The organism is Enterococcus sp. FZMF (genome assembly GCF_030263915.1).
Lineage (GTDB): Bacteria > Bacillota > Bacilli > Lactobacillales > Enterococcaceae > Enterococcus_D > Enterococcus_D casseliflavus.
On record NZ_CP127160.1, the window covers coordinates 2,696,458 to 2,719,459 of the forward strand.

Below are 23,002 nucleotides of genomic sequence, written 5' to 3' on the forward strand. Positions count from 1 at the left end.
AAAACATTCATATATAAATTACCTTGCCTTATTTGCTTATCAAAACTCATCATTCCTACTTGATAAAGAACTATTATCCATAGACTCCCTTCGTACATCAGGTAATAAATAATAAAAAAACTGCCATTAAACAGGATACATTCCCTGCTTAATGGCAGTTTGCTTATTTCCGATACATCTTCAATTCCAAGAACAAATCATTATAGATGCCCAGATACTCAGCACCTAAGTTTTCATAGACTTCGAGGTGTTCCATTAATTCATCGGATGGATAGAATTGTTCGTCTTCGGTGATCTCGTCAGGCAGTAATGCCATGGCTTCTTGGTTAGGTGTGGAATAGCCGATGTATTCTGCGTTTTGTGCAGCGTTCTCGGGTTCCAGCATAAAGTTCAAGAAGGCGTAAGCACCGGCTTCGTTTTGTGAGGTCTTAGGAATGACCATATTATCGAACCACAGGTTGGAGCCTTCCGAAGGGATCACGTAATGAATGTGCTCGTTTTCGTACATCATGTCGGCTGCTTCCCCAGAAAATGTGACCGCAACCGATGCTTCTTCATTGGCCATGTACATCTTGATTTCATCAGCGACGATGGCTTTGATGTTTGGAGTCATAGTCCGCAGCTTATTGAATGCCTCTTGCAGCTGATCGTCGTCTTTGCTGTTAAGAGAATAGCCTAAGCTGTCCAAACCTAATCCCATCACTTCACGCGCGCCATCGATCAGCATGATACTATTTGCTAATTCGGGTTTCCAAAGATCGTCCCATTGGGTGATCTCACCTTCATCAAAGAACTTATCGTTATAGACGATCCCTAGTGTTCCCCAGAAATAAGGGATGGAATATTGATTGCCTGGATCAAAACTCAGGTCCAAAAAGCGAGGGTCGATATTGTCTAGCCCTTTGATTTTACTGTGATCCAATGGTTTTAAAAGATTTTGTTCCATCATTTTCTCAATCATGTATTCACTCGGTATGGCGATGTCATAGGACGTACCGCCTTGTTGGATCTTCGTGAACATCGCTTCATTTGAGTCAAAGGTTTCATAATTGACTTTGTAGCCTGTCTCTTCTTCAAACTTACTGATCAAATCAGGGTCGATGTAGTCGCCCCAGTTGTAGATGTTGACGACCTCAGCGCCTGCCATACCAGAGGAGCGTTCCAATTCACGGACACCAAAGAGCAAGATCAGGACGATCGCAACAATACCGATAATCAGAGATTGTAGTCGTTTCATCGCAGATTTGCCACCTCCACACGGCGGTTTTTACGCAATTTCTTCGCGCCGTTTTCTTTACTGATAAAGTAATAGCCTACCACCAGGATCATGGAGAATAAGAAGACAAGTGTACTTAATGCATTGATTTCTAAACTGATTCCTTGACGTGCTCTAGAATAGATCTCTACCGATAAGGTACTAAAGCCATTGCCTGTCACAAAGAATGTCACGGCAAAATCATCGAGTGAATAAGTAAATGCCATGAAATAGCCGGCGATGATGCCCGGTGTCAAGAAAGGCAAAATGATATTTTTAATGACTTGAAAATTATTCGCGCCTAAATCACGGGCAGCATCGATCATTGAATCGTTCATCTCTTGCAGTTTCGGCAAGACCATCAACACCACGATCGGGATACTAAAGGCGATATGCGAAAGCAATACGCTGAAAAAGCCTAAGCTAAACCCACGGAACAAGTTGCCGATCATCGTAAAGAAAATCAAGAAGCTGGCACCAATGATGACATCTGGTGAAACCAACAAAATATTATTCAAACTCAACAATGCCGTTCTCGTTCGGCGTTTGCGGGTATAGTAGATGCCCATCGCACCAAATGTGCCGATGATCGTTGCCAGTAATGCTGATAAAAATGCCAGCATAAAGGTGTTCAACACGATGATCATCAAGCGGGTATCTTGAAAGACGGATTGGTAATGTTCAAAAGTGAAACCCGTAAAAGCATTCATGGTGCCTCCTTCATTGAAGGAATAGAAAATCAAATAAAAGATCGGCACGTACAAAAGAATAAAGACGACGATCAGATAAAGATTCGACCAGCGAAATTTTTTCATTTACGTTGCCCTCCTTTTTTCTTTTCTCCCGTAAACAGCATCACGAGGAACATAGCGATGATCAAAATGACGCCGATGGTCGAACCCATGCCCCAGTTTTGGGTAACGAGAAAGTGCTGCTCGATCGCCGTACCAAGCGTGATTACGCGATTGCCCCCAATCAAACGGGTCAACATGAAGAGGGAGAGCGACGGAATGAAGACGGCTTGGACGCCGCTTTTCACACCGTTTAACGACAGAGGGAAAATCACTCGTCGAAACGTATCATAGCTGTTTGCCCCTAAATCGCGACTGGCACTGATCAAAGAGGGATTCATTTCTTCTAAGGCATTAAAAATCGGCATGATCATAAAGGGCAGTTCGATATAGACGGCAACCGTCAAAAAGCTAAAGTCGGTAAACAAAATCTGCTTTGGTCCAACACCCATGATTTCTAGGAAGTTGTTGACACTGCCATGAATGCCGAAAATCCCAATAAACGCATAGGCTTTTAATAATAAGTTGACCCACGTTGGTAAGATGATCAACAGCAGCCACAAATCTTTGTGACGCAGCTTAGTTAAGAAATAGGCTGTCGGATAGCTGATCACTAAGGTAATCACGGTGATCAAAAAGGCATACCAAACCGAGTTTAAGGTCATGATCAAATATTTGCCAGAACCTAAGTAGCTTTGATAATTGACCAGCGAAAAGTTGCCGTTCATATCAAAAAAGGATTGGTAGATGATCAATAAGACTGGTGCAATAACAAATAGCAATAACCAAAAGACATAGGGTATCGCATAAAAACGACGCATTTTCGTCATTAGCTTTCCCTCCTAATCTTCGTAGCTCTCTAAACGAGCATCAAAATCTTCTTCGGACTCATTGAAACGCATGACGTGGATATCTTCTGGTTCAAAGGAAAGCCCGATCTTGCTTCCTTCAGTGGCTTTTCTTGTAGAGTGAACCATCCATTCGTTGCCTTGTTCATCGTAACAAATGATTTCGTAATGCACGCCTCGGAACAATTGCGTGTCTACTTCAACGACCAGCTTGCCTTTTTCCGCCGTCGTCAAATTCAAATCTTCTGGACGGATTACGATCTCAACGGCTTCATTCGGCCGCATCCCGCCATCGACACATTCAAATTGCTTGCCGACAAACTCCACTAAGTTGTCTTCGATCATCGTACCTGTGACGATGTTGCTTTCACCGACAAAATCCGCCACGAAATGGTTGATTGGTTCATCGTAGATATCCACTGGTGTGCCGCTTTGGACGATCTTCCCTTTGTTCATAACGAAAATCTCATCACTCATCGCCAACGCTTCTTCTTGGTCATGGGTGACAAAAATAAAGGTGATGCCTAGTCGCTGCTGCAATTCCCGCAGCTCGTATTGCATGTCGGTTCGCAATTTCAAATCCAATGCGGACAAGGGTTCATCAAGAAGCAATACTTTGGGCTCATTGACGATCGCTCGTGCGATTGCGACCCGTTGGCGTTGTCCTCCAGACATTTCGCTGATTTCACGATTCTCATAACCAGGAAGCTGCACTAGCCGCAACGCTTCTAAGACTTTTTTATTCACTTCATCTTTTGGTAATTTTTTGATTCGCAGACCAAATGCCACATTTTCAAAAACGTTCATATGTGGGAATAAGGCGTAATCTTGAAAGACAGTATTCACTTGCCGTTGATTGGCAGGAACGTCATTGATTCTTTGTCCATCAAAATAAACGTCGCCTTCTGTTGCGTCCGAAAAACCCGCAATGATGCGTAAGATGGTTGTTTTTCCACAACCTGAAGGACCTAACAATGTATAAAAGCGACCTTCTTCAATATCAAAACTCACTTTTTTCAAAACTGTTTCATCATCATCAAATCGCTTCACCACATTGTTGAATGAAATTATTGTTTTTCCCACACTCTTTCCTCCTGTACTATAAATAAGAATCTGTCACGACTACAAGCACACGGCTTTTTTTGCCCGCAATATTTTTTAATTGATGCGGCTCAGTCGCCTGATAATAAATCGATTGGCCTTTACGAGCCTTGTACTGCGTTTCTCCTAGTGTCAAGGCCACACTGCCCTCTAAGACATAGATAAATGTTTCTGCTAACGATGGTTCAAAGGTCTTGTATTCGCCCGCTTTATCAAAAGTCAGCAAGACTGGCTCCATTTCTTTTTCATTGGAATCGGGAATCAGCCACTTCAATTCATAGCCATTTTCTTCATCATAATAAAGCGTGCTGTCTTCTTCGCGATAAACCACTTGATGCTGCGCATTTTCTTCTCGGAAAAATTCCTCTGGTGTCACGCCTAAAACTTCTAAGATCGTAAAAAAAGTTTCCATAGAAGGCGAACTCAAATCACGCTCCAACTGTGAGATATAGCCTTTCGTCAAATCGGTCCGCTCGCCTAATTCTTCTTGGGTCAAATTCTTTTGAACGCGCAAATTGCGCAGCTTCTCGCCAATCTCCATGTTCATTCCCCCTTTGATTGACACAACTTCAAATAAAAAAGTTTGCTATAAGTAAACTTCATGTTTAATTTCACTTTTTCTAGTATACAAATAATTGCAAAAAACACAAGCCTTTTTTCTTCATTTTTTTGAATTCTTTTCTCCCTGATCAAAAAAAGGAGTGACGCTAAACGCTTGTGTTATAAAGGAAAGGAGTGGTGGTCCCGGCATTTTCGCTTTTTAAAGGTTTAAAAGAACAACTTCTATTTTAACGAAGAAAAGGTAGATTTAATAATGATCTGTTTTTACTGATTTTTTGATAAGAAGACCTGCCTTTTCTTGCTTCACTGGTTAAAAAAATAAAACTTATGGTATTATGAGTACAAACCATCAAAGGAGTGTCTGAAATGACGAATTTCTCTACCTTTCGTGTCATGAATGAACCAAATTTTACTGCTTCACTCACAACTGCAACCCTTGACGAGCTGCCAGCAGGCGATGTGCTTGTCCGTGTTGATTACTCAGATGTCAATTACAAAGATGCCTTGGCAGCAAAAGAAAATGGCGGCGTGATCCGCACGTATCCGATGACGCCGGGAATCGATTTAGCAGGGGAAGTCGTGGACAGTCAGTCTGCTGATTTTGCCCCAGGCGACCAAGTCTTAGTGACAGGTTATGGCTTAGGGGTTTCTCACCCAGGCGGTTACAGTCAATTTCAACGGGTCCCAGCCGAGTGGCTCGTGAAACGTTCTGCTGGTTTTTCAGCAAAAGACAGTATGACCTATGGCACTGCTGGGTTCACAGCAGCTTTAGCAGTGCAAGAATTAGAACAGCTGCACTTAGCAAAAGACGCTGCTATTTTGGTGACAGGTGCTAGCGGTGGCGTCGGCAGTGTCAGCATTGCTTTATTGAAAAAACTGGGCTATACAAATATAGTGGCGCTATCTCGGAAAACCGATGCGCAATGGTTGTTGGACCTAGGCGCAGCGAAAATCGTCAGTCCTGATGACGTGGTACCAGAAAAGGTCAAACCATTAGCAAAACAAACGTTTGCAGCGGTCATCGATACAGTTGGCGGTCCATTGCTTGCGGCAGTGCTTCCGCAAATCGCTTATGGGGGCGGTGCCTTCTTATGCGGCAATGCTGGTGGGATCAAAATCGAAACGACTGTCTTACCCTTTATTTTGCGTGGGATTCGCGTAATTGGGATCGATTCGGTCAATGTTTCCCATGAGATCCGCACGGCATTATGGGAGAAATTAGCGGGTGAGTGGAATGTGATCGATCAGCTTTACACGAAAGCCATCACTTTGGAAGACTTGCCAGAAACATTGGCAGCTTTATTAGCAGGCACGCACCAAGGACGGACGATCGTTGAGGTGTCACAAGCGCAATGAGAATTTTGATTACGGCTGGCGGTACTTCCGAAAAAATCGATGATGTCCGTGCAATCACGAATCATTCCACGGGCTCACTTGGTCAAGCCATTGCCAAGGAATGGCTGCTATACCCTGAGATGACCATCGATTACGTTACGACGAAAACTGCCAAACAACCGCCGACCGATCCACGAGTTACCTGTTATTTCATTGAAGGGACCACGGACTTGTTGGCGCAGTTGACCGATTTATTGACGACCCATTCGTATGCTGCCGTGATCCACAGTATGGCAGTCAGTGATTTCACCCCTGCTGCTCATTTTTCAGAAGCAGCGTTTTATGAAGCAATCAACGATGCCCTACCAGCTTATGACAACCAGGTCACTCCGGCATTGATGGCACACGTGCTCACACAATCTGAAACAACGGCAGGCAAAGTTTCTTCCAATACTGATCATTTGTTTTTAGTGTTGAAGAAAACCCCGAAAGTGATCCAAACCATCAAAGCATTACAGCCGACAACCTTATTAGTCGGATTCAAATTATTAGTAGACGTAGCGGAAGCCGAGTTGTTTGCGGTCGCACGAAAAAGTCTGCTGGCTAGCCAAGCGGATTATGTGTTGGCCAACGACTTGACGCAAATTTCTGGAAACCAGCATGTCGGACACCTTTTGACACAAGAAGGACAAATCGGGACTGGCCGCACAAAAGCTGAGATCGCAACCTTGATCGTTGACACATTACGCAATGACCTGCGTGCTTAGCTAGATGTTTTTTTAGAAAAGGAGAAAGAAACATGAAACAAAAACACGTTCTGCTTGGCGTCAGCGGCAGTATCTCTGCATACAAAGCAGCCGACCTAACCAATGAATTAACCAAAAAGGGCTATGCAGTGGATGTCTTAATGACTCAAAATAGCACACAATTTATTACGCCTTTGACTCTACAGTCATTATCCAAACGCCCGATCCATGTAGATGTTATGCAAGAACGTCAACCAGATCGCATCAATCATATTGAACTAGCCAAACAAGCCGATCTTTTCTTGCTCGCCCCAGCCAGTGCCAACAGCATTGGCAAGCTGGCGCATGGGATAGCCGATGATTTGATCTCAACAGTTGCCTTAGCGTTGCCGTTATCCGTGCCTCGCTTGATTGCGCCAGCCATGAATACCGTCATGTACGAAAACCCGATTGTTCAAAGAAATTTGGGGATTTTGAAAGAAGTCGGCTTCCAAGAGATTGAACCCCGTGAAGCGTTACTGGCTTGCGGTGATTTCGGCAGAGGCGCATTAGCAGCAACAGAAACGATTCTTGAAAAAGCATTGACTGCTTTGGAAGTACGGAGTGTCTAACAATGAAAAAAATATCAACTTTTGAACTTGTCTTAACAGCTTTCTTTTTAGGAATCTTGATTCTTTTAGCATCGGTTCCCTTTCTTGGGTTTATTCCCTTAGGACCAATCAATGCGACAACGATGCATATTCCTGTGATCATCGCTTCTATTGTATTGGGCCCTCGGATCGGCGGCTTTTTAGGCGGCGCCTTTGGGATCATCAGTATGGTGCGTTCGACCTGGATCATCACCCCGCTTTCTTTTGTCTTCTCCCCTTTCGTACCGATTTATGGGAGTGATCAAGGAAGCTGGAAAGCGATCCTCGTAGCGTTGATTCCTCGTATTTTGATTGGTGTCGTTCCTTACTTTGTGTACAAAGGCTGTCAAAAAATCTGGAAAAACAAACAGCAAAGTCTTTCGCTACTGATTGCTGGTGTTGCGGGAGGCTTGACGAATACGATCCTGGTTATGAACTTGATCTACTTCTTGTTCCAGCAAGAATATGCGGAGGTTGTAGGAAAAGCCGGCAATGCTGTCTATGCAGCGATTTTGGGTGTAATCTTCGCCCAAGGTGTACCTGAAGCCATTGTAGCAGGAATCGCCACGATGGCAGTTGGAACCGTCCTTTTACGCTTAGTCATGAACCGCAAAAAAAATCGTATCTAAAAAAATAGCGACCGCCCAAAGTTAGCTTTTTGGCTAACTTAGGCGGTCGCTTCCCTTTTGAGTGTCTTATAAACTTTGTGTCACTTGGAGTGCTTCGACAAGCTCTTGATACTGCTCTTGGGTCAAATACTCTTCATAAAAGGTCAGATAATCATCGATATCTGCTTGGGTCAAATAAGGCAGCTCTTGCTTGATTTGCAGCAGCAGTTCTTCAAACTCCTCATCCGTCAGCATATAAGAAGACCAATCATCGGTTTCATCATAGCTATCCCAGTACTCATCATCATAATCATTTTCATACCCATCGTCATAGCTGTCATCCCAACCATAATCATAGGGAGAAAACAATTCTTCTGGGTCAATCAATTCTTCCGCTGTAGGGATTGCAACAGCAGTATCACTTTTCTTCCCTGTAAAAGTCACCGTGGCTCCGATAGTGGTTTGCAGCTCATCCGCTTGCACGAAGTGAAAAGCCATTTTCTGCTGATTTGTTTTCGTATTGACGGTCATGGTTAAGTCAAACTGCTCGACTTCTTCCAACATCGTTTCTAATTCGGCGACTTGCTTTTGATCGGCGCCGTGTTCTTGGGCATAATCTGCATAATCTGCCAATTCTTCTTTGGTAAACGTGTGGCTGATCGTATCTCCATCTCTTTTGAAAGCATCCGGTTCAAAGGTTTTCAAATAGTCTGCAAATGTCTCATTATGAAAAAGACTGTTCATGGTAAAGAGGTTTTCAGGCTCTTTTTCTGCTTCGGTTGTCCCCTCGCCGTCCTCTGCAAAAGTTCCTTCGCCAAAGTAAGAATCTAAGGTTTCTTGATCGATGCGCAGGTATTTGCCTTCATATTCCGCAGCGTCTGGTTTTGTCCCATAACTGTCACTACCAAATGCGCTGATATACCCTTGCAGTGTTTCATAGATTTCAGCTGACACATACGCTTCTTGTTTTTCTGGATCGACGATCAGCTTGATCGGCAGCTCCTGCCCCCCAAAAGCGACTGCCAGATTGAGTAAAATCGCTTTGGTTTCTTTGTCCTGGACGAAGTCCCCTTTAAATGACGAGCCGACTAACTGTGACATCAACATAGAGGCATACCTATCGGCTTCTTGACCGTATTCGCTGCTGCTGCCCATCTCAAAGGTATCGATCGTCGCTTGGAATTCACCAGCATTCGCTGCTTGCTGATTCGTCAACTGTTCGGCAAACTGTTCTTGCGGTAATTTCGTACAACCGCCGAAAAGAAAGGCGAACCCAACAAACAAAATGACGCGTCCCCACTTTTTCATCCTGCTCACTCCTTTTCGTTTATTGTACCGAAGACTGAGAAAGCTTACAAACCTAAGCTCTTTTTTATCAGCTCTCATAAAAAAAGACTGCCCCTCAGGACAATCTTTTTGCTATTCTATTCTTCGCCGATGATTCGGACTTCTGTTTCTAAGGTGACATCAAAGGTTTCTTTGATGACTTGTTGGATATGAGCGATCAGTTCAACGTAATCCGTTGCAGTGGCTTGATCGACATTCACGATAAAGCCCGCATGTTTTTCCGAAATTTGGGCTCCGCCCCATTTCAATCCTTGTAAGCCTGCATCTTGGATCAGCTTGCCGGTAAAATGACCGACTGGACGTTTAAAGACACTCCCACAAGAGGGGTATTCTAGCGGTTGCTTCAATTGCCGCAATTCTGTCAGTTCATCCATCCGCTTTTTGATTTGCTCTTGATCGCCTTTTGCTAAATCAAAGCGACTGCTCAAAATGATCATCTTTTGCTCTTGCAATTTGCTATGACGATAAGCAAATTCCATTTCTTCCTTGGTATAAGTCACGATTTGACCATTAGCCAGCAAAACGTCGCAGGACGCAAAGACATCTTGGATTTCGCCATCATAGGCGCCAGCATTCATAAAGACGGCACCGCCGACACTGCCAGGAATCCCGCAGGCAAATTCAAAACCAGTCAACGATTCATGCAAAGCGACATAGGTGGTATCGATCAACTTTGCTCCAGCATCGACGATCAAAGAAGTGCCGTCCACCACGATTTGGTTCATTTCTGATAGCATGATCACCACGCCACGAATACCACCATCACGGACGATCAAGTTGCTGGCATTTCCTAAGACGATCCAAGGAATCGCTTGTTCTCGGCAATAATCAAGCAGCTGTTTGGCTTCATCTGCTGTTTTGGGAAAAGCCAAAATGTCTGCCGGTCCACCAGTTTTTGTATACGTATAGTTCAATAAGGGTTCATCTTTTAATAAGGCAATTTCAGGGAATTGCGCAATCATCAAGTCTTTATTCACGAGAAGGTTTCCTTTCACAATAAACATCTCACTTATTTTAGCATGTTCAAGGAAAAGTTTCTACCTCTGGTGAATCAAAGAAAAGCTTAATAATCGAATGACCTGATTAATAAAGAGTAAGCTTCAAAAAAAGTGTTTTGTTATTTCAGATAATCGTTCTTTCATCACGGTAGTGACTTTATCGACTACTTCTAAGTTGCTGCGATGCAAGAAGTCCACACTGCAAATATGCTGACAAAGAATCGACCCTTGAACTTTACTTTATTGTGTTTCGGTAACTGTTTGAAACGCATTCGATCGAGCAAATTTTTCTTCTACATATTTTTTGAGCTACTGAGTGGCATCACTAAGATGGTATTGAAACTCTTGTTATAATAATCATTACTAACCACTACACTCGGTCTTTTTTTTGCCATTTCATTTCCTTTGGTGGGATTTAAGTCAATAAAAGAATATCTCCTTGCCTTACCATTCAATGTTCTCCTCACCTAAATCTTTTTCAAAAAAACATCTCACCTGTGTCAAATTTTCCCATTTCTTCTATGATCGCTAATTCTTGTTTCCAAAAAGCTTCAAAAGAAGGTGCTGCTTTTTCGCCTCTTACCTTGATCTCACCTTCTGGGGTAAATTCAAAAATTACCCAGTGATTCTCTTTTAAGCCTAGTATTTGCCGCACACTTTTTGGAATAGTTATTTGATTTTTCGAAGTCATTTTCGCTGAAACTTGCGCTTTGATCGTCATGAAACTGCCCCCTTTTCAAAATGACTGTATCATAAAATGGAAGTAAACGTAAGGAGCCATCGTTCCTTTTCCGTACTACAAACGAATTTTCTCTAGCATCCAAATTTAATCCTCATTCTTCCTCCTTGTTTTCCTCATTCCGCTCACTTGCTTTGCGCTTCTGGCTTTTTTAGGTAAAATGGGAGGCGTAGTGGAAAACAAGGAGGAGTCTCAATGAAATTTATTTCTTGGAATGTGAATGGTTTACGGGCCATCGTTAAAAAAAATTTTTCTGAAGTGTTTGAAGCCCTCGATGCTGATTTCTTTTGTTTACAAGAAACAAAGCTGCAAGAAGGTCAGATCGAATTGGATTTACCAGGCTATCATCAATACTGGAATTATGCGGAGAAGAAAGGCTATTCTGGCACAGCAATTTTCGCAAAAGAACCTGCACTATCGGTCCGTTATGGATTAGGAATCGAAGAACATGATACGGAAGGTCGCGTCATCACGCTGGAGTATCCTGAATTTTTCTTGATTACTTGCTACACACCAAATTCCCAAAATGAATTGCGCCGCTTGGATTATCGCATGACTTGGGAAGATGCCTTTTTGGCTTACTTGACTGAATTGAAACAACAAAAGCCAGTGATTCTCTGTGGTGATTTGAATGTTGCCCATAAAAATATCGACATCAAAAACTGGAAAACCAATCAAAAAAGTGCTGGGTTTACACCTGAAGAACGGGAAAAGTTTTCGACTCTTTTGGCTGCTGGCTTTACCGATACGTTCCGCTATTTCTATCCAGATGCAGAAGGTATTTATTCTTGGTGGAGCTACCGTTTCAACGCTCGCAAAAACAATGCTGGCTGGCGCATCGATTACTTTGTCGTTTCGGATGACTTAAATGAGCGCTTGCTAGACGCCAAGATCCATACAGATATCATTGGCAGTGACCATTGTCCGGTGGAACTGGATCTCAACTAACCGTAGGAAAACTTCAGTTTTTCTTAACGTTTGTTCGCTTTTCATTCTTTGATTTTGTGCTAGAATGGCAATGAGGTGAGTCTGATGAATTTTATCGCAATGGACTTTGAAACAGCAAATTATCAAAAACATAGTGCCTGTTCCCTTGCACTAGTCATGGTACAAGATAGCAAAATCGTGGGCGAATATTACACATTGATCCAACCGGAAACGGAATTTTTTTGGAAAAACATTCAAATTCATGGCATCCGTCCAGAAGATGTACAAGAAGCGCCTAAGTTTCCTGACGTATGGAAACAAATCCAACAATATTATCATCTGAACAGTTTGATCGTTGCGCATAACGCTGGTTTTGATACTGGAGTTTTGGCGGGATGTCTTGATTATTATGGGTTGTCACAACCAAATTATCTTTCCTTATGCACGGTGCGAACGAGCCGCAAGCTGTATCCAGAATTTACGAACCACAAATTAAACACGGTTTGTGAGCAATTACAGATTCCTTTACTAAACCACCATGATGCACTAGAAGATAGTCGGGCATGTGCCCAAATCTTATTGCGTCAAGAAGAAGAATTTGGTATCGATCCATTAAAAAAATTGGTTTTAGTCAAATAAATAAGAACGTGCGTCCTAAAGTCAGCATTGCGCTAGCCTTTAGGACGCACGTTTTCATTTAAGGAAGGATTCATTTTAAGTCAGATCGATCCAATAATGACAGATTATAGCGCCATCTTCAGGATCAATGACTTTTTCTGTCAATTTACCACCGTTGTTTTCAATGACTTTGGCGGAGGCGCGATTGGCTTCTTCACAGGTTACTAACACGTTGTTCAAGCCAAATTGTTTGGCCTTTACCAATGACTGTGCCAGCATTGCCGAGCCAACGCCTTGCTTTCGATGGTCTGGGTGCACCGAATACCCGATGTGTCCGCCAATTTGGCGCAAATACGCATTAAGTGTCAGACGCAGATTCAAGAGACCGATCACTTTTTGATCTTGGATAGCCAGATAGGTACGGGCGGGAACGAATCCTTCTGGTACCGTTTCTGCTGTTTTAAAATCCGCCAATCCCTCTAGCCAGTCTTTGGCTGTGGGACTTTCTACAAGTCCTGCCCCACCGTGAATGACTTCTTGATTCTTCTCGAACGCTTGCCGATACGCTTCGATTTGATCGCAGTCTGCGATCGTCGGTTCCCGAAACTCCATTTCCTTCACTCCTTTTTATGATTCAAAAAGACGTGCCATCATCAAGACGTCAACTTTTTGCCCCTCGCGGGTTTGCACCGCTTCTTTCATACAGCCTTCTGTTAAAAAACCAAATTTTTGATACAGATGGATCGCCCGTAGATTTCTCGCTTGGACGGTCAACTCGATGCGGGTCAATTCGCCAACTTCTACTACCCAGTCCAGTAATTCTTCAATCAGGAGCGAACCTAAGCCTAAGCCCCAATAGTCTTTTAAAATCGAGATACCAATCTCCCCGACATGGGCTAATTGCCACTCTTCATGGCCTTTGACTGATGCCATGGCGATCAATTGTTCTTGATCAAATGCCAACAACAGCAAATAGTCGTCCCGTTCATAGATAGCGTCCAGCTGTTCTGCCAATAAGGCTTCTGGCAACGCCAAGCCGCTTTCGTCCATCAAGAGAAAATCCGTTTCTTCTCCTAGCTGTTGACTGACTGCTAACACAGCTTTGGCATCAGCACCCGTGGCTTCTTTGATCTGTAATTGGATCTCACTCATGGACTGCCTGCCATTTTGTTGTGATCCGTTGCAAAAAGGCGGTTGCTTTGGTGCCATATGCATGACATTTCACAAGACGTTTTTGTTCATCTGTATCATCTTTTTCCAAAATCAGTTCTAAATAATCCTCTGGCAGGGAGGTTTCTAAGAGATTGCCCCACTCGATCACACACAAGCCATCCCCTTCGAAATAATCATCCAGTCCTAAATCATCTGCACCGTATTCCACCCGATAGACATCCATATGGTACAGAGGTAGCCGCCCATTGGTATATTCACGAATGATCGTATAGGTCGGACTTTTGATCAGTTGCTCGATCCCTAGCCCCAAGGCGATGCCTTTCGTCAAGGTTGTTTTGCCAGCACCTAAATCGCCCGTCAATACCAGATTATCCCCTGGCTCGGCTGCCTCTCCAATGATTTTTGCAAATGCTGCGGTTGCTTCTAAGTCGTTAATGGTAAACATAGTCCCCATCCTTTGATCAATCTAATTTACTAGTTGCTAGTATAGCTTGTTTTTCAAGGAATTGTAAAGAAGGAGCTTAGGGAAAATTTCCCGACGATCACTGGATCGTTGCTTTTGCGCACACTTCCTCCTTTGCTGCCCTCAACTTTCCAAGAGCAAAACAAAAAACTGACCCTCAAGGGATCAGTTTTTCATCAGTGCAGCGATTAGCTGCTTATTTTTCCATTAGTGTTTGTGCCGCAGTAATGATTGATAATTTGTAGACATCTTCTTCATTTGAACCACGAGACAAATCAGAGATTGGTTTGTTCAATCCTTGTAAGATTGGTCCAATCGCTTCAAAGTTACCGAAACGTTGGGCGATCTTGTAGCCAATGTTTCCTGATTGTAAATCTGGGAAAACAAAGACGGTTGCTTTACCTGCTACTTCAGATTCAGGAGCTTTCAATTGCGCAACTGCTGAGATATACGCAGCATCGAATTGCAATTCTCCATCGATTTGGTATTCTGGTGCCAATTCTTTGGCGATTTTTGTTGCTTCAACGACTTTATCTACTTCTGGTGCTTTCGCAGACCCTTTCGTTGAGAAGCTTAACATAGCAACTTTTGGATCGATTTCAAATAATTCAGCGGTTTTCGCTGAGTCAACAGCGATTTCTGCCAATTCTTGTGCAGTTGGGTTTACATTGATGGCACAGTCTGAGAACAAGTATTTTTCTTGGTCACGACCACGAACCATTAAGAAAGCACCACTTGTACGGCTCACACCTGGTTTTGTTTTGATGATTTGTAAAGCGGGTCTTACTGTATCACCCGTAGAATGGATCGCTCCTGAAACCATTCCTTCAGTAATGCCCATGTAAGTCAACATTGTACCGAAATAGTTGACATCTTTTAAGATTTCTTCTGCTTGTTCTTTCGTTGCTTTGCCGTTGCGGCGTTCCACAAAAGCTTCAACCATTTCATCCCAACGATCATAATTTTCAGGATCTAAAATTTCAAAGTTTGATACGTTGATTCCGCGAGCTTCCGCTGCTTTTTCGATTTCAACCGGGTTACCGATCAAAACAGGTTCAATCAATTCTTCTGAACGTAAACGGCTAGCAGCACCTAGGATACGAGGATCTGTTGCTTCAGGAAAAACGATTTTGATATGACGACGCACGATTTTAAATTTTAAACTTTCGAATAATTCCACGGGTAAAGACCTCCAGTTTTTTTATACCCTTCCATTGTACAATAATTGCGAAAAAAAGAACAGATAAAAATCCTGTATTAGTCGATTATTTTAAATATCGTTACCTTTTTCACAAATTCGCTCATTCTAAATAACACAGTTTTACAACTGTGTTATTTTTTCTGGCAACGCCCAGGAAATCGGTTCTTCCCCTAACGCCAGCAATGCTTGATTGATCTTAGAAAAAGGCTTCGAACCAAAGAATCCTCGATGCGCTGATAACGGACTTGGATGAGGCGCTGTTATAATAATATGCTTGCTGGTATCTAGCAAAGCGGCTTTCTTTTGGGCGGGTTTGCCCCAAAGAACAAAAATGACTGGTTCTTCTCGTTGATTCAATTTTTCGATGATCGTATCAGTCAGCTGCTCCCAGCCATGCCCGTGATGTGAATAGGCTTGCCCTTCACGTACTGTCAACACGGTATTCAACAATAAGACCCCTTGTTGCGCCCAAGGTACGAGATAACCGTGGGACACAGGTGGAATCCCTAAGTCATCAGCTAATTCTTTGTAAATATTCCGCAACGAAGGCGGTATTTTGACCCCCGGCTGTACGGAAAACGACAGTCCGTGGGCTTGGTGAGGGCCATGATAAGGATCTTGACCTAAGATGACAACTTTTACGTCATGGTATGGTGTCAGTTTTAAGGCTTCATAAATATGATCCATTGCTGGATGGATCGTTTGCTGGGCATATTCTTGTTTTAAGAAAGCCCGCAGTTGTTGGTAGTACGGCTGCTCAAATGATTCCTGCAATTGTTCTTGCCAATCATTGTTCAATAGTCGTTTCATGGCGAATCTCCTTTGTTTTCTTCTAGGATAACAAATCCCTCCCCTTAGAAACAAGATTTACTCTTCGAAAGAAAAAAAATGCGCGATTTATGGTACACTATTTGTAGAAACGATTAAGAAAGGACGCTGACAATGATCAAATTAATTGCTTCTGATATGGATGGTACGCTTTTAAATGCTAGTATGCAGATTTCAGAAGAAAATATCCAAGCAATCAAATATGCCCAATCCAAAGGAATCGAATTTATGGTCGCAACTGGCCGTAACCGCAAAGAGGCATTGCCGCCGCTGCAAGAAGCCGGGATCGACTGTGCAATGATCACCTTGAATGGGGCCCAAGTCTACGACGAAGCGGGTAATTCATTATTCACTGTGCCAATCAGCCATGAACAAACTCGTTCGTTGATCGACCTACTAAAAGAAAACGACATCTATTTTGAGATCTCCACGAGCAACGGGATCTATTCGGAAAGCCAAACACGTCGGATCGAAAATTTTGCGATCCATACGGCAGAAGCTATGCCCCATTTAACCCATAAGATGGCGATCGCTATGACAGCTGCCCGTTTAGAATTTTTACCGATCAATTATGTCGATGATTTCAGTGAGTTGTTTTCGATCGAAGAATTAGAATTTTTGAAAGTGATCTGCTTCCATCAAGATGGTGCGCGGGTATTGGGTCCTATCACGAAAATCATCGATGGGTACGGCGATCTAGTGGTGACTTCTTCTGGACAAAACAATATTGAGATCAACCACCGAAACGCGCAAAAAGGAATCGCAGTGGCGCATGTCGCTGAGGATCGGATGATCTCACTGGAGGAAGTGATGACGATCGGTGACAACTTAAATGACGTAAGTATGCTGCAACTGGCAGGTGTTAGTTTTGCAATGGGAAATGGCGAGCTAGAGGTAAAAGAAGCCGCGAAGTATTTGACGGACACCAATATTGAGTCTGGTGTCGGCAAAGCGATCGTTCGGGCAATTGATGAAAATCTTTAAATCACGCAGCTTTTTGGGGATACATGAGGAGGCGTAAGTATGTCAGAATTTTTCATCCAAGACAGACAACTTAGTAGAGTCACACGCACCATTGTCAAAGATGAAACAGGCAAATCACTGTTTTTAATGGTGGGCCGTTGGGGAACTAAGGGCGATGCTCTTTCCCTTTACCGCTTGAATGGGCAAATGGTCGCTAGTATCAAACAAATCAGTTTTACTTTTGGTACGCGCTTTGAGATCTACAAAGACTTTGAGAAAGTCGGTACACTGCAGAAAATCTTTAACTGGCCGGGTGATTTCTACTATATCCAGCAGCTTCACTGGGCGGTCCACGGCGATATCTACAATCATCGCTATGGGATCCATCATTTCAATAAAAAGATCATGGAAATGGATAAGGCGACCTTATTGACGGGGGATTATTATGTACTGGATGTCGTCGATGATCGGGATGCACCGGTCTGCATCTGTATCGCTGCCGTCATGGATTACTGGCTGTACAATCGGCACCGCAAGAAAGACCATCCTCTTGAGCTTCGACTAACAAATGGAACCAGCTGAAAAATCAGCTGGTTCTTTTTTGCATATGGTCGTATAGGTGGCCACTGATCTCTCTTTGGGCCACGACTTCAAAGCCATGCTTTTCATAGAGCCGCTTCGCATGGGGATTTGCTCGGTCAACACTCAAGCCGATCACCTCATAGCCATCTCTAGAAGCAATTTTCGGCAACGCTTCTAATAAGGCTGAGCCGACACCTTTACCGCGAAATTTCTCAGCCACACAGATGGTATCTAAGTACCATTCATTTGGTAAGGTTTCTTCATCGATAAACAGCTTCATGTCTTTACTCAAACCGTACTGTTCCAGCACTTTATCTAGAGGCTGATCGATCGTCGCCTCTTCTTTGTCTGGATATCCAAAGGCGACCCCAGCAACCTCCCCGTCGATCTCATTGACCAACGCACGGCGAAAGCCGTAACGATAGTCGGGTTCTAGCATGGCATCTGCCAAGATCTCTAAGGTCTTTGCTTCACCGATCTCTTTGACAAAGGGCAATTCCATATCCTTTAAAATGACTAAAACGAGTTCAGCCATGACAAAGCGATCTTCTTTTTTTGCAAATCTTATCACGTTTTCTCCTCCTTACTTCTATACATAGAATAACAATTCTCTCAAGAAAAACCAAGTTGAATCGACAAAGGATCCACACAAAGTTTTCCTTATTTATTCATGCAATTCCAACGGCAAGCCGTCTGGATCTTGGAAAAAGGTCATTTTCTTATTCGTAAAGGTATCGAAACGAATCGGTTCACACGCAATTCCTTTGGCGGCTAACTTTGCCACGACTGCTTCAATATTTTCCACCGCAAATGCCAAATGCCGCAAGCCAGCTGCTTCAGGGAAACTTGGTCTTGCTGGTGGGTTTTCCACCACAAACAGTTCTATTTCTGATTCCCCAAAGCGCAGGTCGATTTTTACATCTTTCTTTTCTGGGCGCGCATGTTCACGAATCACTTCAAAGCCTAATTTCTCTACATAAAATTCTTTGGTCTGCTGGTAATCACTGGCGATGATCGCCACATGATGCATTTTTGAAAACATTATTGTCACTCCTTTGTATTGGACTCCTCTCTCAGTTTAAAGCCTTTGGCTGCATTTTACTAGAAAAGACTGCCGAAGTTCTCCTCTTTTCATAAATGGTTTCTGTTATACTAGAAAGCGGAAGGTGATGAAAAAAATGAAACTACTTTATATTTCAATCTCTGGAAATACTCGTGCATTCGTCAACCGCTTGTTGGCCTATGCGGATCAGCAAGACACTCCGAGTACTTGGGAAGCCAAAGAAATTCATGACAACAGTGTGTTTGAACAAGAAGACGAACCTTATGTGGTTTTTGTCCCTACCTATTTAGAAGGTGGAAATGGCGTCGATAACGGCGATCAGGAGATCCTCACAGAAACCATGCGGGAATACATTGACTATGAAAACAACGCAGCTCTTTGCTTAGGCGTGATCGGCAGTGGCAACAAAAACTTCAATTATCAATATTGCTTGACCGCAAAGCAATATGCGGAGCAATTTTCGATCCCGTTCTTAGCGGATTTCGAGCTGCGAGGCACGACCCAAGATATTGAACGGATCTATGCTTGTTTGAAAGAAATCGATCCTGCCCACAGCAACACTTAATTTTAGCCAGCATTCATTAGCCATTAGGAGGACTTTTGCATATGGAACCACAAACGATGGTCATTTTGATCATACTCGCCAGCATTCTCATCTTGACCGCACTAGATATCTGGAATCGATACAAAGTACGCCGTTACGTTCGGCTTGCTTGGGGAAAGCTTCCCCGTCAGCCCCGCTTTGATAAAGAAGCGAGTTTGAAAAAGGCTTGGCTGACTGAGAAGAAGTTTCACGATTTTGATAGCGAGGTCGATGACATCACTTGGTATGACTTGGATGGCTTTTCGTTGTTTGAGTCCATTAATCTGACGTTTTCCAGTGTTGGTTCAGAAGCATTGTACCAGCAATTACGCAATTTTCGCTTCAAGACGGACAAACAGCTGACCAAATTGATCGACTTTTTTGCTGCTGACAGTGCCGCACGCGAACAATCCCAATATACGTTTGCTCGTTTAGGAAAACAAGATGATAATTTTTCGAAAGCCTACTTGGCCAATGAAGCTGCGCAATCGATCGGCTCTCTGCCGTTCTTTGTCTTTTTAGGTGTGCTGCCGTTAGTCGGCATCTTGCTGCTCCTGCTGGGGTTTGTCCAAGGCATCCTGTTGACGTTGGTTAGTGTCGTTTTCAATACGATCTATTACTCCATCAAAAAAGCCAAGCTGGAAACAGAACTGAACAGCATGCGCTATTTGGTTCAAACGATTGCCTGTGGCAGTCAGATCGCTAAAATCAACACGCCCCTCCAAGATGAGATCAAACAATCCTTGGCACCATTAAAAAAGATCACTCGTTTCGCCTTTTCGTTTCGTGCCAAAAACGGCAGCGAAGGAGACATGTTGTTTGAATACATCAATATCATTTTTATGCTGCCGTTTATTTCCTATCAAACGGTCACTACTACCCTGGCAAAGCACCAACAAGCAGCCATCGATCTGTGGAATTTGCTGGGAAAATTGGAAGTCGCAGCCGCCATTTTAAATTTTCGCACGTATATGCCCATCACTTGCCTACCGACCTTCCAAACAAGCGGAGGTGTACAAGCAACGGGTACGTATCACCCGCTTCTAAGTGAAGCAGTCATGAATGATGTTGCTTGGACCCACAATACCCTCGTGACTGGCTCCAATGCCTCGGGCAAATCGACGTATGTCAAAAGCATCGCCATCAATTGCATCTTGGCACAAACGATCCAGACAGCAGTTGCCGAAACCTTTACGATGGTTCCCGGTCACGTCATTACCTCGATGGCTGTCGAAGATGATTTATTTGAAGGCGACAGCTATTTCGTAGCAGAGATCAAATCCATCAAACGCCTGCTAGACACCGTTGCCACAAACCAGCGCTGCTATTGTTTTGTTGATGAGATTTTAAAAGGAACCAATACGGTGGAACGGATCGCTGCTTCTGCCAGCATCATCCATTGGCTGCGAGCCTACCCATCATTGGCATTTGTCGCCACTCATGATATTGAGCTGACTGAAATATTGAAAAATGACTGCTGCAACATTCATTTTTCTGAACAAGTCACGGAAGATGACGGCATCTCCTTTGATTACAAGGTCAAATCCGGTCCTGCCTTGAGCCGCAATGCAATCGCCCTCTTAAAAGTCATGGGCTACCCTGAAACGATCGTTCAAGACGCCTATACCGCCGCCAATGATTTTGATCAAAACCGTAAATGGCAGGATTTATAACTTCATACAAACAAAAGCGCCTTATCCTGTGACTAACACTGGGATAAGGCGCTTTTTTACGTTTCAGTTAGTCAAACAAACCAGTCGTTAAACTGTATTGCTCTCCTTGTAACACATCGTATTGGATCAAATTGTAGGCATCATAGATTTCTTGGGCTTCTTGATCCAATGCAAGGGTCGTCTGCCATTGCCCGCCTTGATAGTATTGACCCATTTCAAAAGCTGGCAGCTCATCTTGCAAGGCCAATAACAACTGGTAAAACCCGCTCGTTGGTTGGTCACTGGCTTCTAATAGGTTCGGCGCAAAGTAAAAGGGACTTGTTACAGGTACATCTTCTGGGGCAAAATTTCCTTGCGAATCGACCATCAAAAACTCCGTTTCATGCAGGGCAGCCGTTTCATTTTGCTCCTTGATCTCATCGGCATAAATGCCTGGTAAATGATCCCCCCAAAAGACGACCAGCGTTCGCCGATCCAGCTGCTCTAATTCAGCTACAAAGTTTTTCAATGCTGTACTGCTGTAGGAGATATCCTGCAGGTAGTTTTCCAAAGAAGCCATATTGCCCGGACCGCTTGCTTGGTAATTCAAGGTATCGTATTTACCAGCATACGGCATATGGGTCTGCATCGTCACTAAATGGACAAATTGCGGTTGCTGATCGTTTTCCAACAATGCCAGCACTTCTTTGTAGGCCGCCTCATCAGAAATATAAGGATTATTTTCGATTTTGTCGGTATAGGTCATCGTCTCTTGATCGATAAACTGTTCAAACCCCATCACGCCATAGACATCCTTGCGTTTGTACATCGATGTATCGTAAGGATGGATCGCCGTTGCCGTATACCCGGACTGTTCCAAGAAAGAAACCAAGGATGGCAGTTGCGTCAATTTCGGCACCAGCATCGTGTAAGGCGTTGTCATTTGCGGATTCAATAGGCCCATGGCAAAACCAGTCAACGCTTCAAACTCGATGTTTGCCGTACCGCCTCCATAATTTTGCGAAAGCATTTTTCCACTGATGGTTTGATCGGCGACGTGGTAATAGTCTTTCAACGGATCGCCGGTGATCGACAAGCCATTTAAATGGCTCGGGTCGGAAAAGCTCTCGCTCATCACATAGACGATATTTGGTGCTTCACTTTCACGGTCTTGATTTTTCTCCGCAGCCTGTGCATTGTAGGTGTCCGCAATCGCTTGGATCGCTTCTTTTGAATACCCCTCAGGCTTCGTCATGGCATCTACGCGCAGGTTGTACAAAAACCCACCGATAAATCCCGTATTGTAGTAGTTCATTTTTTGTGAATACGGAATCCAGAGCGCCGTCTGATTGTAGGCTTTGCGTAAAAGGTTGTTGCTGTCATTGAAGTGAGAAACATAGACTAAGCCCAGCGAGCATACGACCAGCACCGCTCCTCGCATCACTTGCAAACGCAGGTTTAATTTGCGGCTGCGATAGATACTCCAGCCGATCGCCCCGATCGCCGCCAGAGCGAAGAGGATGGCTACGAAAAAGGCGCCATTGCCGATCATGGTTCGTAGAAGGTCGAATTGAGTGACCATCTTTAAATCATCGGGATAGATTGGTTCTTGGCGATAGACCATCTTTGTGTGGTTGGCATACCCTAAGATTCCGATGACGACACTATAAAAGACGCCTCCGATCAGTACCGAACCTGCCAAGCTGGCAAACACCCCATACACCAGCAGTAGCACCCCACAAGCCAAGAAAAACTTTGCTGTATGCCACGAAAAGGCAAATTTCAGAGCTAATTCAACGGAAAGATTGTTTTGACACCATTGCAAATATAAATTACTGAAAATGATCAACAGGACGATGGCGATGCCTTTTAATGCGATCTTCAGATAAGGACGGCTATTTATTTTCACGAAGGAACATTCCTCCTTTTCTACACATTCTAGGTACCCTCGTATTTTATGCTTTCGAGGCAAGAAAGTAAAGCCGAGGTAA

Annotated in this window: 27 protein-coding genes; 10 read left to right on the top strand and 17 right to left on the bottom strand. The window is 43.6% G+C overall.

What is annotated here, in order from left to right; all coding sequences use genetic code 11:
* Positions 1 to 163 precede the first annotated feature (163 nt).
* The 5 genes from QN079_RS13140 to QN079_RS13160 are packed head-to-tail and all read right to left on the bottom strand — an operon-like array spanning position 164 to position 4,536.
* Positions 164 to 1,237 carry an ABC transporter substrate-binding protein gene (locus QN079_RS13140; protein ID WP_010749877.1) on the bottom strand — a complete coding sequence of 358 codons (1,074 nt, stop codon included), beginning with the start codon at positions 1,235 to 1,237 and terminating at the stop codon, positions 164 to 166.
* Positions 1,234 to 2,070 (bottom strand): ABC transporter permease, encoded by an 837-nt coding sequence (locus tag QN079_RS13145; protein WP_005228535.1) that lies wholly within the window; start codon positions 2,068 to 2,070, stop codon positions 1,234 to 1,236. Before QN079_RS13145 ends, QN079_RS13140 begins: the two co-directional genes overlap by 4 nt.
* A complete protein-coding gene (locus QN079_RS13150; protein ID WP_010749878.1) occupies positions 2,067 to 2,876 on the bottom strand; it encodes an ABC transporter permease in 810 nt (269 codons plus the stop codon). Before QN079_RS13150 ends, QN079_RS13145 begins: the two co-directional genes overlap by 4 nt.
* Positions 2,877 to 2,888: 12 nt before the next feature.
* On the bottom strand, positions 2,889 to 3,977 hold the full coding sequence (locus QN079_RS13155) for an ABC transporter ATP-binding protein (RefSeq protein WP_005228533.1): 1,089 nt from the start codon (positions 3,975 to 3,977) through the stop codon (positions 2,889 to 2,891).
* Between the two features lie 16 nt (positions 3,978 to 3,993).
* Entirely contained in the window at positions 3,994 to 4,536 is a 543-nt protein-coding gene (locus QN079_RS13160; protein WP_015510239.1) for a helix-turn-helix domain-containing protein, read from the bottom strand.
* 386 nt (positions 4,537 to 4,922) lie between these two features.
* On the opposite strand from QN079_RS13160, the gene QN079_RS13165 reads away from it, so the two are divergent.
* The 4 genes from QN079_RS13165 to QN079_RS13180 are packed head-to-tail and all read left to right on the top strand — an operon-like array spanning position 4,923 to position 7,895.
* Complete coding sequence (locus tag QN079_RS13165) at positions 4,923 to 5,912, top strand: acrylyl-CoA reductase family protein (protein WP_159160769.1); 990 nt, start codon at positions 4,923 to 4,925, stop codon at positions 5,910 to 5,912.
* On the top strand, positions 5,909 to 6,658 hold the full coding sequence (coaB, locus tag QN079_RS13170; protein ID WP_289229915.1) for a phosphopantothenate--cysteine ligase: 750 nt from the start codon (positions 5,909 to 5,911) through the stop codon (positions 6,656 to 6,658). Before QN079_RS13165 ends, coaB begins: the two co-directional genes overlap by 4 nt.
* 32 nt (positions 6,659 to 6,690) lie before the next feature.
* Positions 6,691 to 7,248 carry a phosphopantothenoylcysteine decarboxylase gene (gene coaC, locus QN079_RS13175; protein ID WP_005228528.1) on the top strand — a complete coding sequence of 186 codons (558 nt, stop codon included), beginning with the start codon at positions 6,691 to 6,693 and terminating at the stop codon, positions 7,246 to 7,248.
* A 2-nt stretch (positions 7,249 to 7,250) separates the two neighbouring features.
* Positions 7,251 to 7,895 carry an ECF transporter S component gene (locus QN079_RS13180; protein WP_005228527.1) on the top strand — a complete coding sequence of 215 codons (645 nt, stop codon included), beginning with the start codon at positions 7,251 to 7,253 and terminating at the stop codon, positions 7,893 to 7,895.
* Between the two features lie 66 nt (positions 7,896 to 7,961).
* Here the strand turns inward: QN079_RS13180 and QN079_RS13185 are convergent, their stop codons facing one another.
* From QN079_RS13185 to QN079_RS13200, 4 genes are all read right to left on the bottom strand, one after another.
* A complete protein-coding gene (locus QN079_RS13185) occupies positions 7,962 to 9,182 on the bottom strand; it encodes a hypothetical protein (RefSeq protein ID WP_034869132.1) in 1,221 nt (406 codons plus the stop codon).
* A 116-nt stretch (positions 9,183 to 9,298) separates the two neighbouring features.
* The gene (gene murB, locus QN079_RS13190) at positions 9,299 to 10,183 is read right to left on the bottom strand and encodes a UDP-N-acetylmuramate dehydrogenase (RefSeq protein WP_371875350.1); all 885 of its coding nucleotides are present in this window, start codon (positions 10,181 to 10,183) and stop codon (positions 9,299 to 9,301) included.
* A 329-nt stretch (positions 10,184 to 10,512) separates the two neighbouring features.
* Positions 10,513 to 10,614, bottom strand: coding sequence for a type II toxin-antitoxin system PemK/MazF family toxin (locus tag QN079_RS13195; RefSeq protein WP_230319099.1), 102 nt, complete (start codon positions 10,612 to 10,614; stop codon positions 10,513 to 10,515).
* Between the two features lie 83 nt (positions 10,615 to 10,697).
* A complete protein-coding gene (locus QN079_RS13200) occupies positions 10,698 to 10,940 on the bottom strand; it encodes an AbrB/MazE/SpoVT family DNA-binding domain-containing protein (protein ID WP_271808789.1) in 243 nt (80 codons plus the stop codon).
* Between the two features lie 213 nt (positions 10,941 to 11,153).
* Between QN079_RS13200 and QN079_RS13205 the strand changes: the two genes are divergently transcribed.
* Complete coding sequence (locus QN079_RS13205) at positions 11,154 to 11,906, top strand: exodeoxyribonuclease III (RefSeq protein WP_005234144.1); 753 nt, start codon at positions 11,154 to 11,156, stop codon at positions 11,904 to 11,906.
* 84 nt (positions 11,907 to 11,990) lie between these two features.
* On the top strand, positions 11,991 to 12,524 hold the full coding sequence (locus QN079_RS13210) for a 3'-5' exonuclease (RefSeq protein WP_289229916.1): 534 nt from the start codon (positions 11,991 to 11,993) through the stop codon (positions 12,522 to 12,524).
* 75 nt (positions 12,525 to 12,599) lie between these two features.
* Here the strand turns inward: QN079_RS13210 and QN079_RS13215 are convergent, their stop codons facing one another.
* The 5 genes from QN079_RS13215 to QN079_RS13235 form a co-directional block, all read right to left on the bottom strand.
* Positions 12,600 to 13,115 (bottom strand): GNAT family N-acetyltransferase, encoded by a 516-nt coding sequence (locus QN079_RS13215; RefSeq protein WP_289229917.1) that lies wholly within the window; start codon positions 13,113 to 13,115, stop codon positions 12,600 to 12,602.
* 15 nt (positions 13,116 to 13,130) lie between these two features.
* Positions 13,131 to 13,655 carry a GNAT family N-acetyltransferase gene (locus QN079_RS13220; RefSeq protein ID WP_010749888.1) on the bottom strand — a complete coding sequence of 175 codons (525 nt, stop codon included), beginning with the start codon at positions 13,653 to 13,655 and terminating at the stop codon, positions 13,131 to 13,133.
* The gene (tsaE, locus tag QN079_RS13225) at positions 13,648 to 14,121 is read right to left on the bottom strand and encodes a tRNA (adenosine(37)-N6)-threonylcarbamoyltransferase complex ATPase subunit type 1 TsaE (RefSeq protein WP_060791406.1); all 474 of its coding nucleotides are present in this window, start codon (positions 14,119 to 14,121) and stop codon (positions 13,648 to 13,650) included. The genes QN079_RS13220 and tsaE overlap by 8 nt, the downstream gene beginning before the upstream one ends.
* A gap of 214 nt (positions 14,122 to 14,335) precedes the next feature.
* Positions 14,336 to 15,319, bottom strand: a complete 984-nt coding sequence (pta, locus tag QN079_RS13230; protein WP_005228517.1) for a phosphate acetyltransferase — start codon at positions 15,317 to 15,319, stop codon at positions 14,336 to 14,338.
* A 141-nt stretch (positions 15,320 to 15,460) separates the two neighbouring features.
* Complete coding sequence (locus QN079_RS13235) at positions 15,461 to 16,150, bottom strand: uracil-DNA glycosylase (protein WP_289229918.1); 690 nt, start codon at positions 16,148 to 16,150, stop codon at positions 15,461 to 15,463.
* A gap of 132 nt (positions 16,151 to 16,282) precedes the next feature.
* On the opposite strand from QN079_RS13235, the gene QN079_RS13240 reads away from it, so the two are divergent.
* Together QN079_RS13240 and QN079_RS13245 are read left to right on the top strand one after the other, a co-directional pair.
* Positions 16,283 to 17,152 carry a Cof-type HAD-IIB family hydrolase gene (locus QN079_RS13240; RefSeq protein ID WP_015510246.1) on the top strand — a complete coding sequence of 290 codons (870 nt, stop codon included), beginning with the start codon at positions 16,283 to 16,285 and terminating at the stop codon, positions 17,150 to 17,152.
* Positions 17,153 to 17,191: 39 nt separating this feature from the next.
* Complete coding sequence (locus tag QN079_RS13245) at positions 17,192 to 17,713, top strand: LURP-one-related/scramblase family protein (RefSeq protein ID WP_005228514.1); 522 nt, start codon at positions 17,192 to 17,194, stop codon at positions 17,711 to 17,713.
* A 4-nt stretch (positions 17,714 to 17,717) separates the two neighbouring features.
* Here the strand turns inward: QN079_RS13245 and QN079_RS13250 are convergent, their stop codons facing one another.
* Both QN079_RS13250 and gloA2 read right to left on the bottom strand, forming a co-directional pair.
* The gene (locus tag QN079_RS13250) at positions 17,718 to 18,284 is read right to left on the bottom strand and encodes a GNAT family N-acetyltransferase (protein WP_005228513.1); all 567 of its coding nucleotides are present in this window, start codon (positions 18,282 to 18,284) and stop codon (positions 17,718 to 17,720) included.
* Between the two features lie 93 nt (positions 18,285 to 18,377).
* Positions 18,378 to 18,755, bottom strand: coding sequence for an SMU1112c/YaeR family gloxylase I-like metalloprotein (gene gloA2, locus QN079_RS13255; RefSeq protein WP_005228512.1), 378 nt, complete (start codon positions 18,753 to 18,755; stop codon positions 18,378 to 18,380).
* Positions 18,756 to 18,891: 136 nt separating this feature from the next.
* Between gloA2 and nrdI the strand changes: the two genes are divergently transcribed.
* Together nrdI and QN079_RS13265 are read left to right on the top strand one after the other, a co-directional pair.
* Positions 18,892 to 19,341: a class Ib ribonucleoside-diphosphate reductase assembly flavoprotein NrdI gene (gene nrdI, locus QN079_RS13260; RefSeq protein WP_005228511.1), complete on the top strand. Its 450-nt coding sequence runs from the start codon at positions 18,892 to 18,894 to the stop codon at positions 19,339 to 19,341.
* 41 nt (positions 19,342 to 19,382) lie between these two features.
* Entirely contained in the window at positions 19,383 to 21,032 is a 1,650-nt protein-coding gene (locus tag QN079_RS13265; RefSeq protein ID WP_034869126.1) for a MutS-related protein, read from the top strand.
* 67 nt (positions 21,033 to 21,099) lie between these two features.
* On the opposite strand, the gene QN079_RS13270 is transcribed toward QN079_RS13265, so the two are convergent.
* A complete protein-coding gene (locus QN079_RS13270) occupies positions 21,100 to 22,920 on the bottom strand; it encodes an LTA synthase family protein (protein WP_289229919.1) in 1,821 nt (606 codons plus the stop codon).
* Positions 22,921 to 23,002 lie beyond the last annotated feature (82 nt).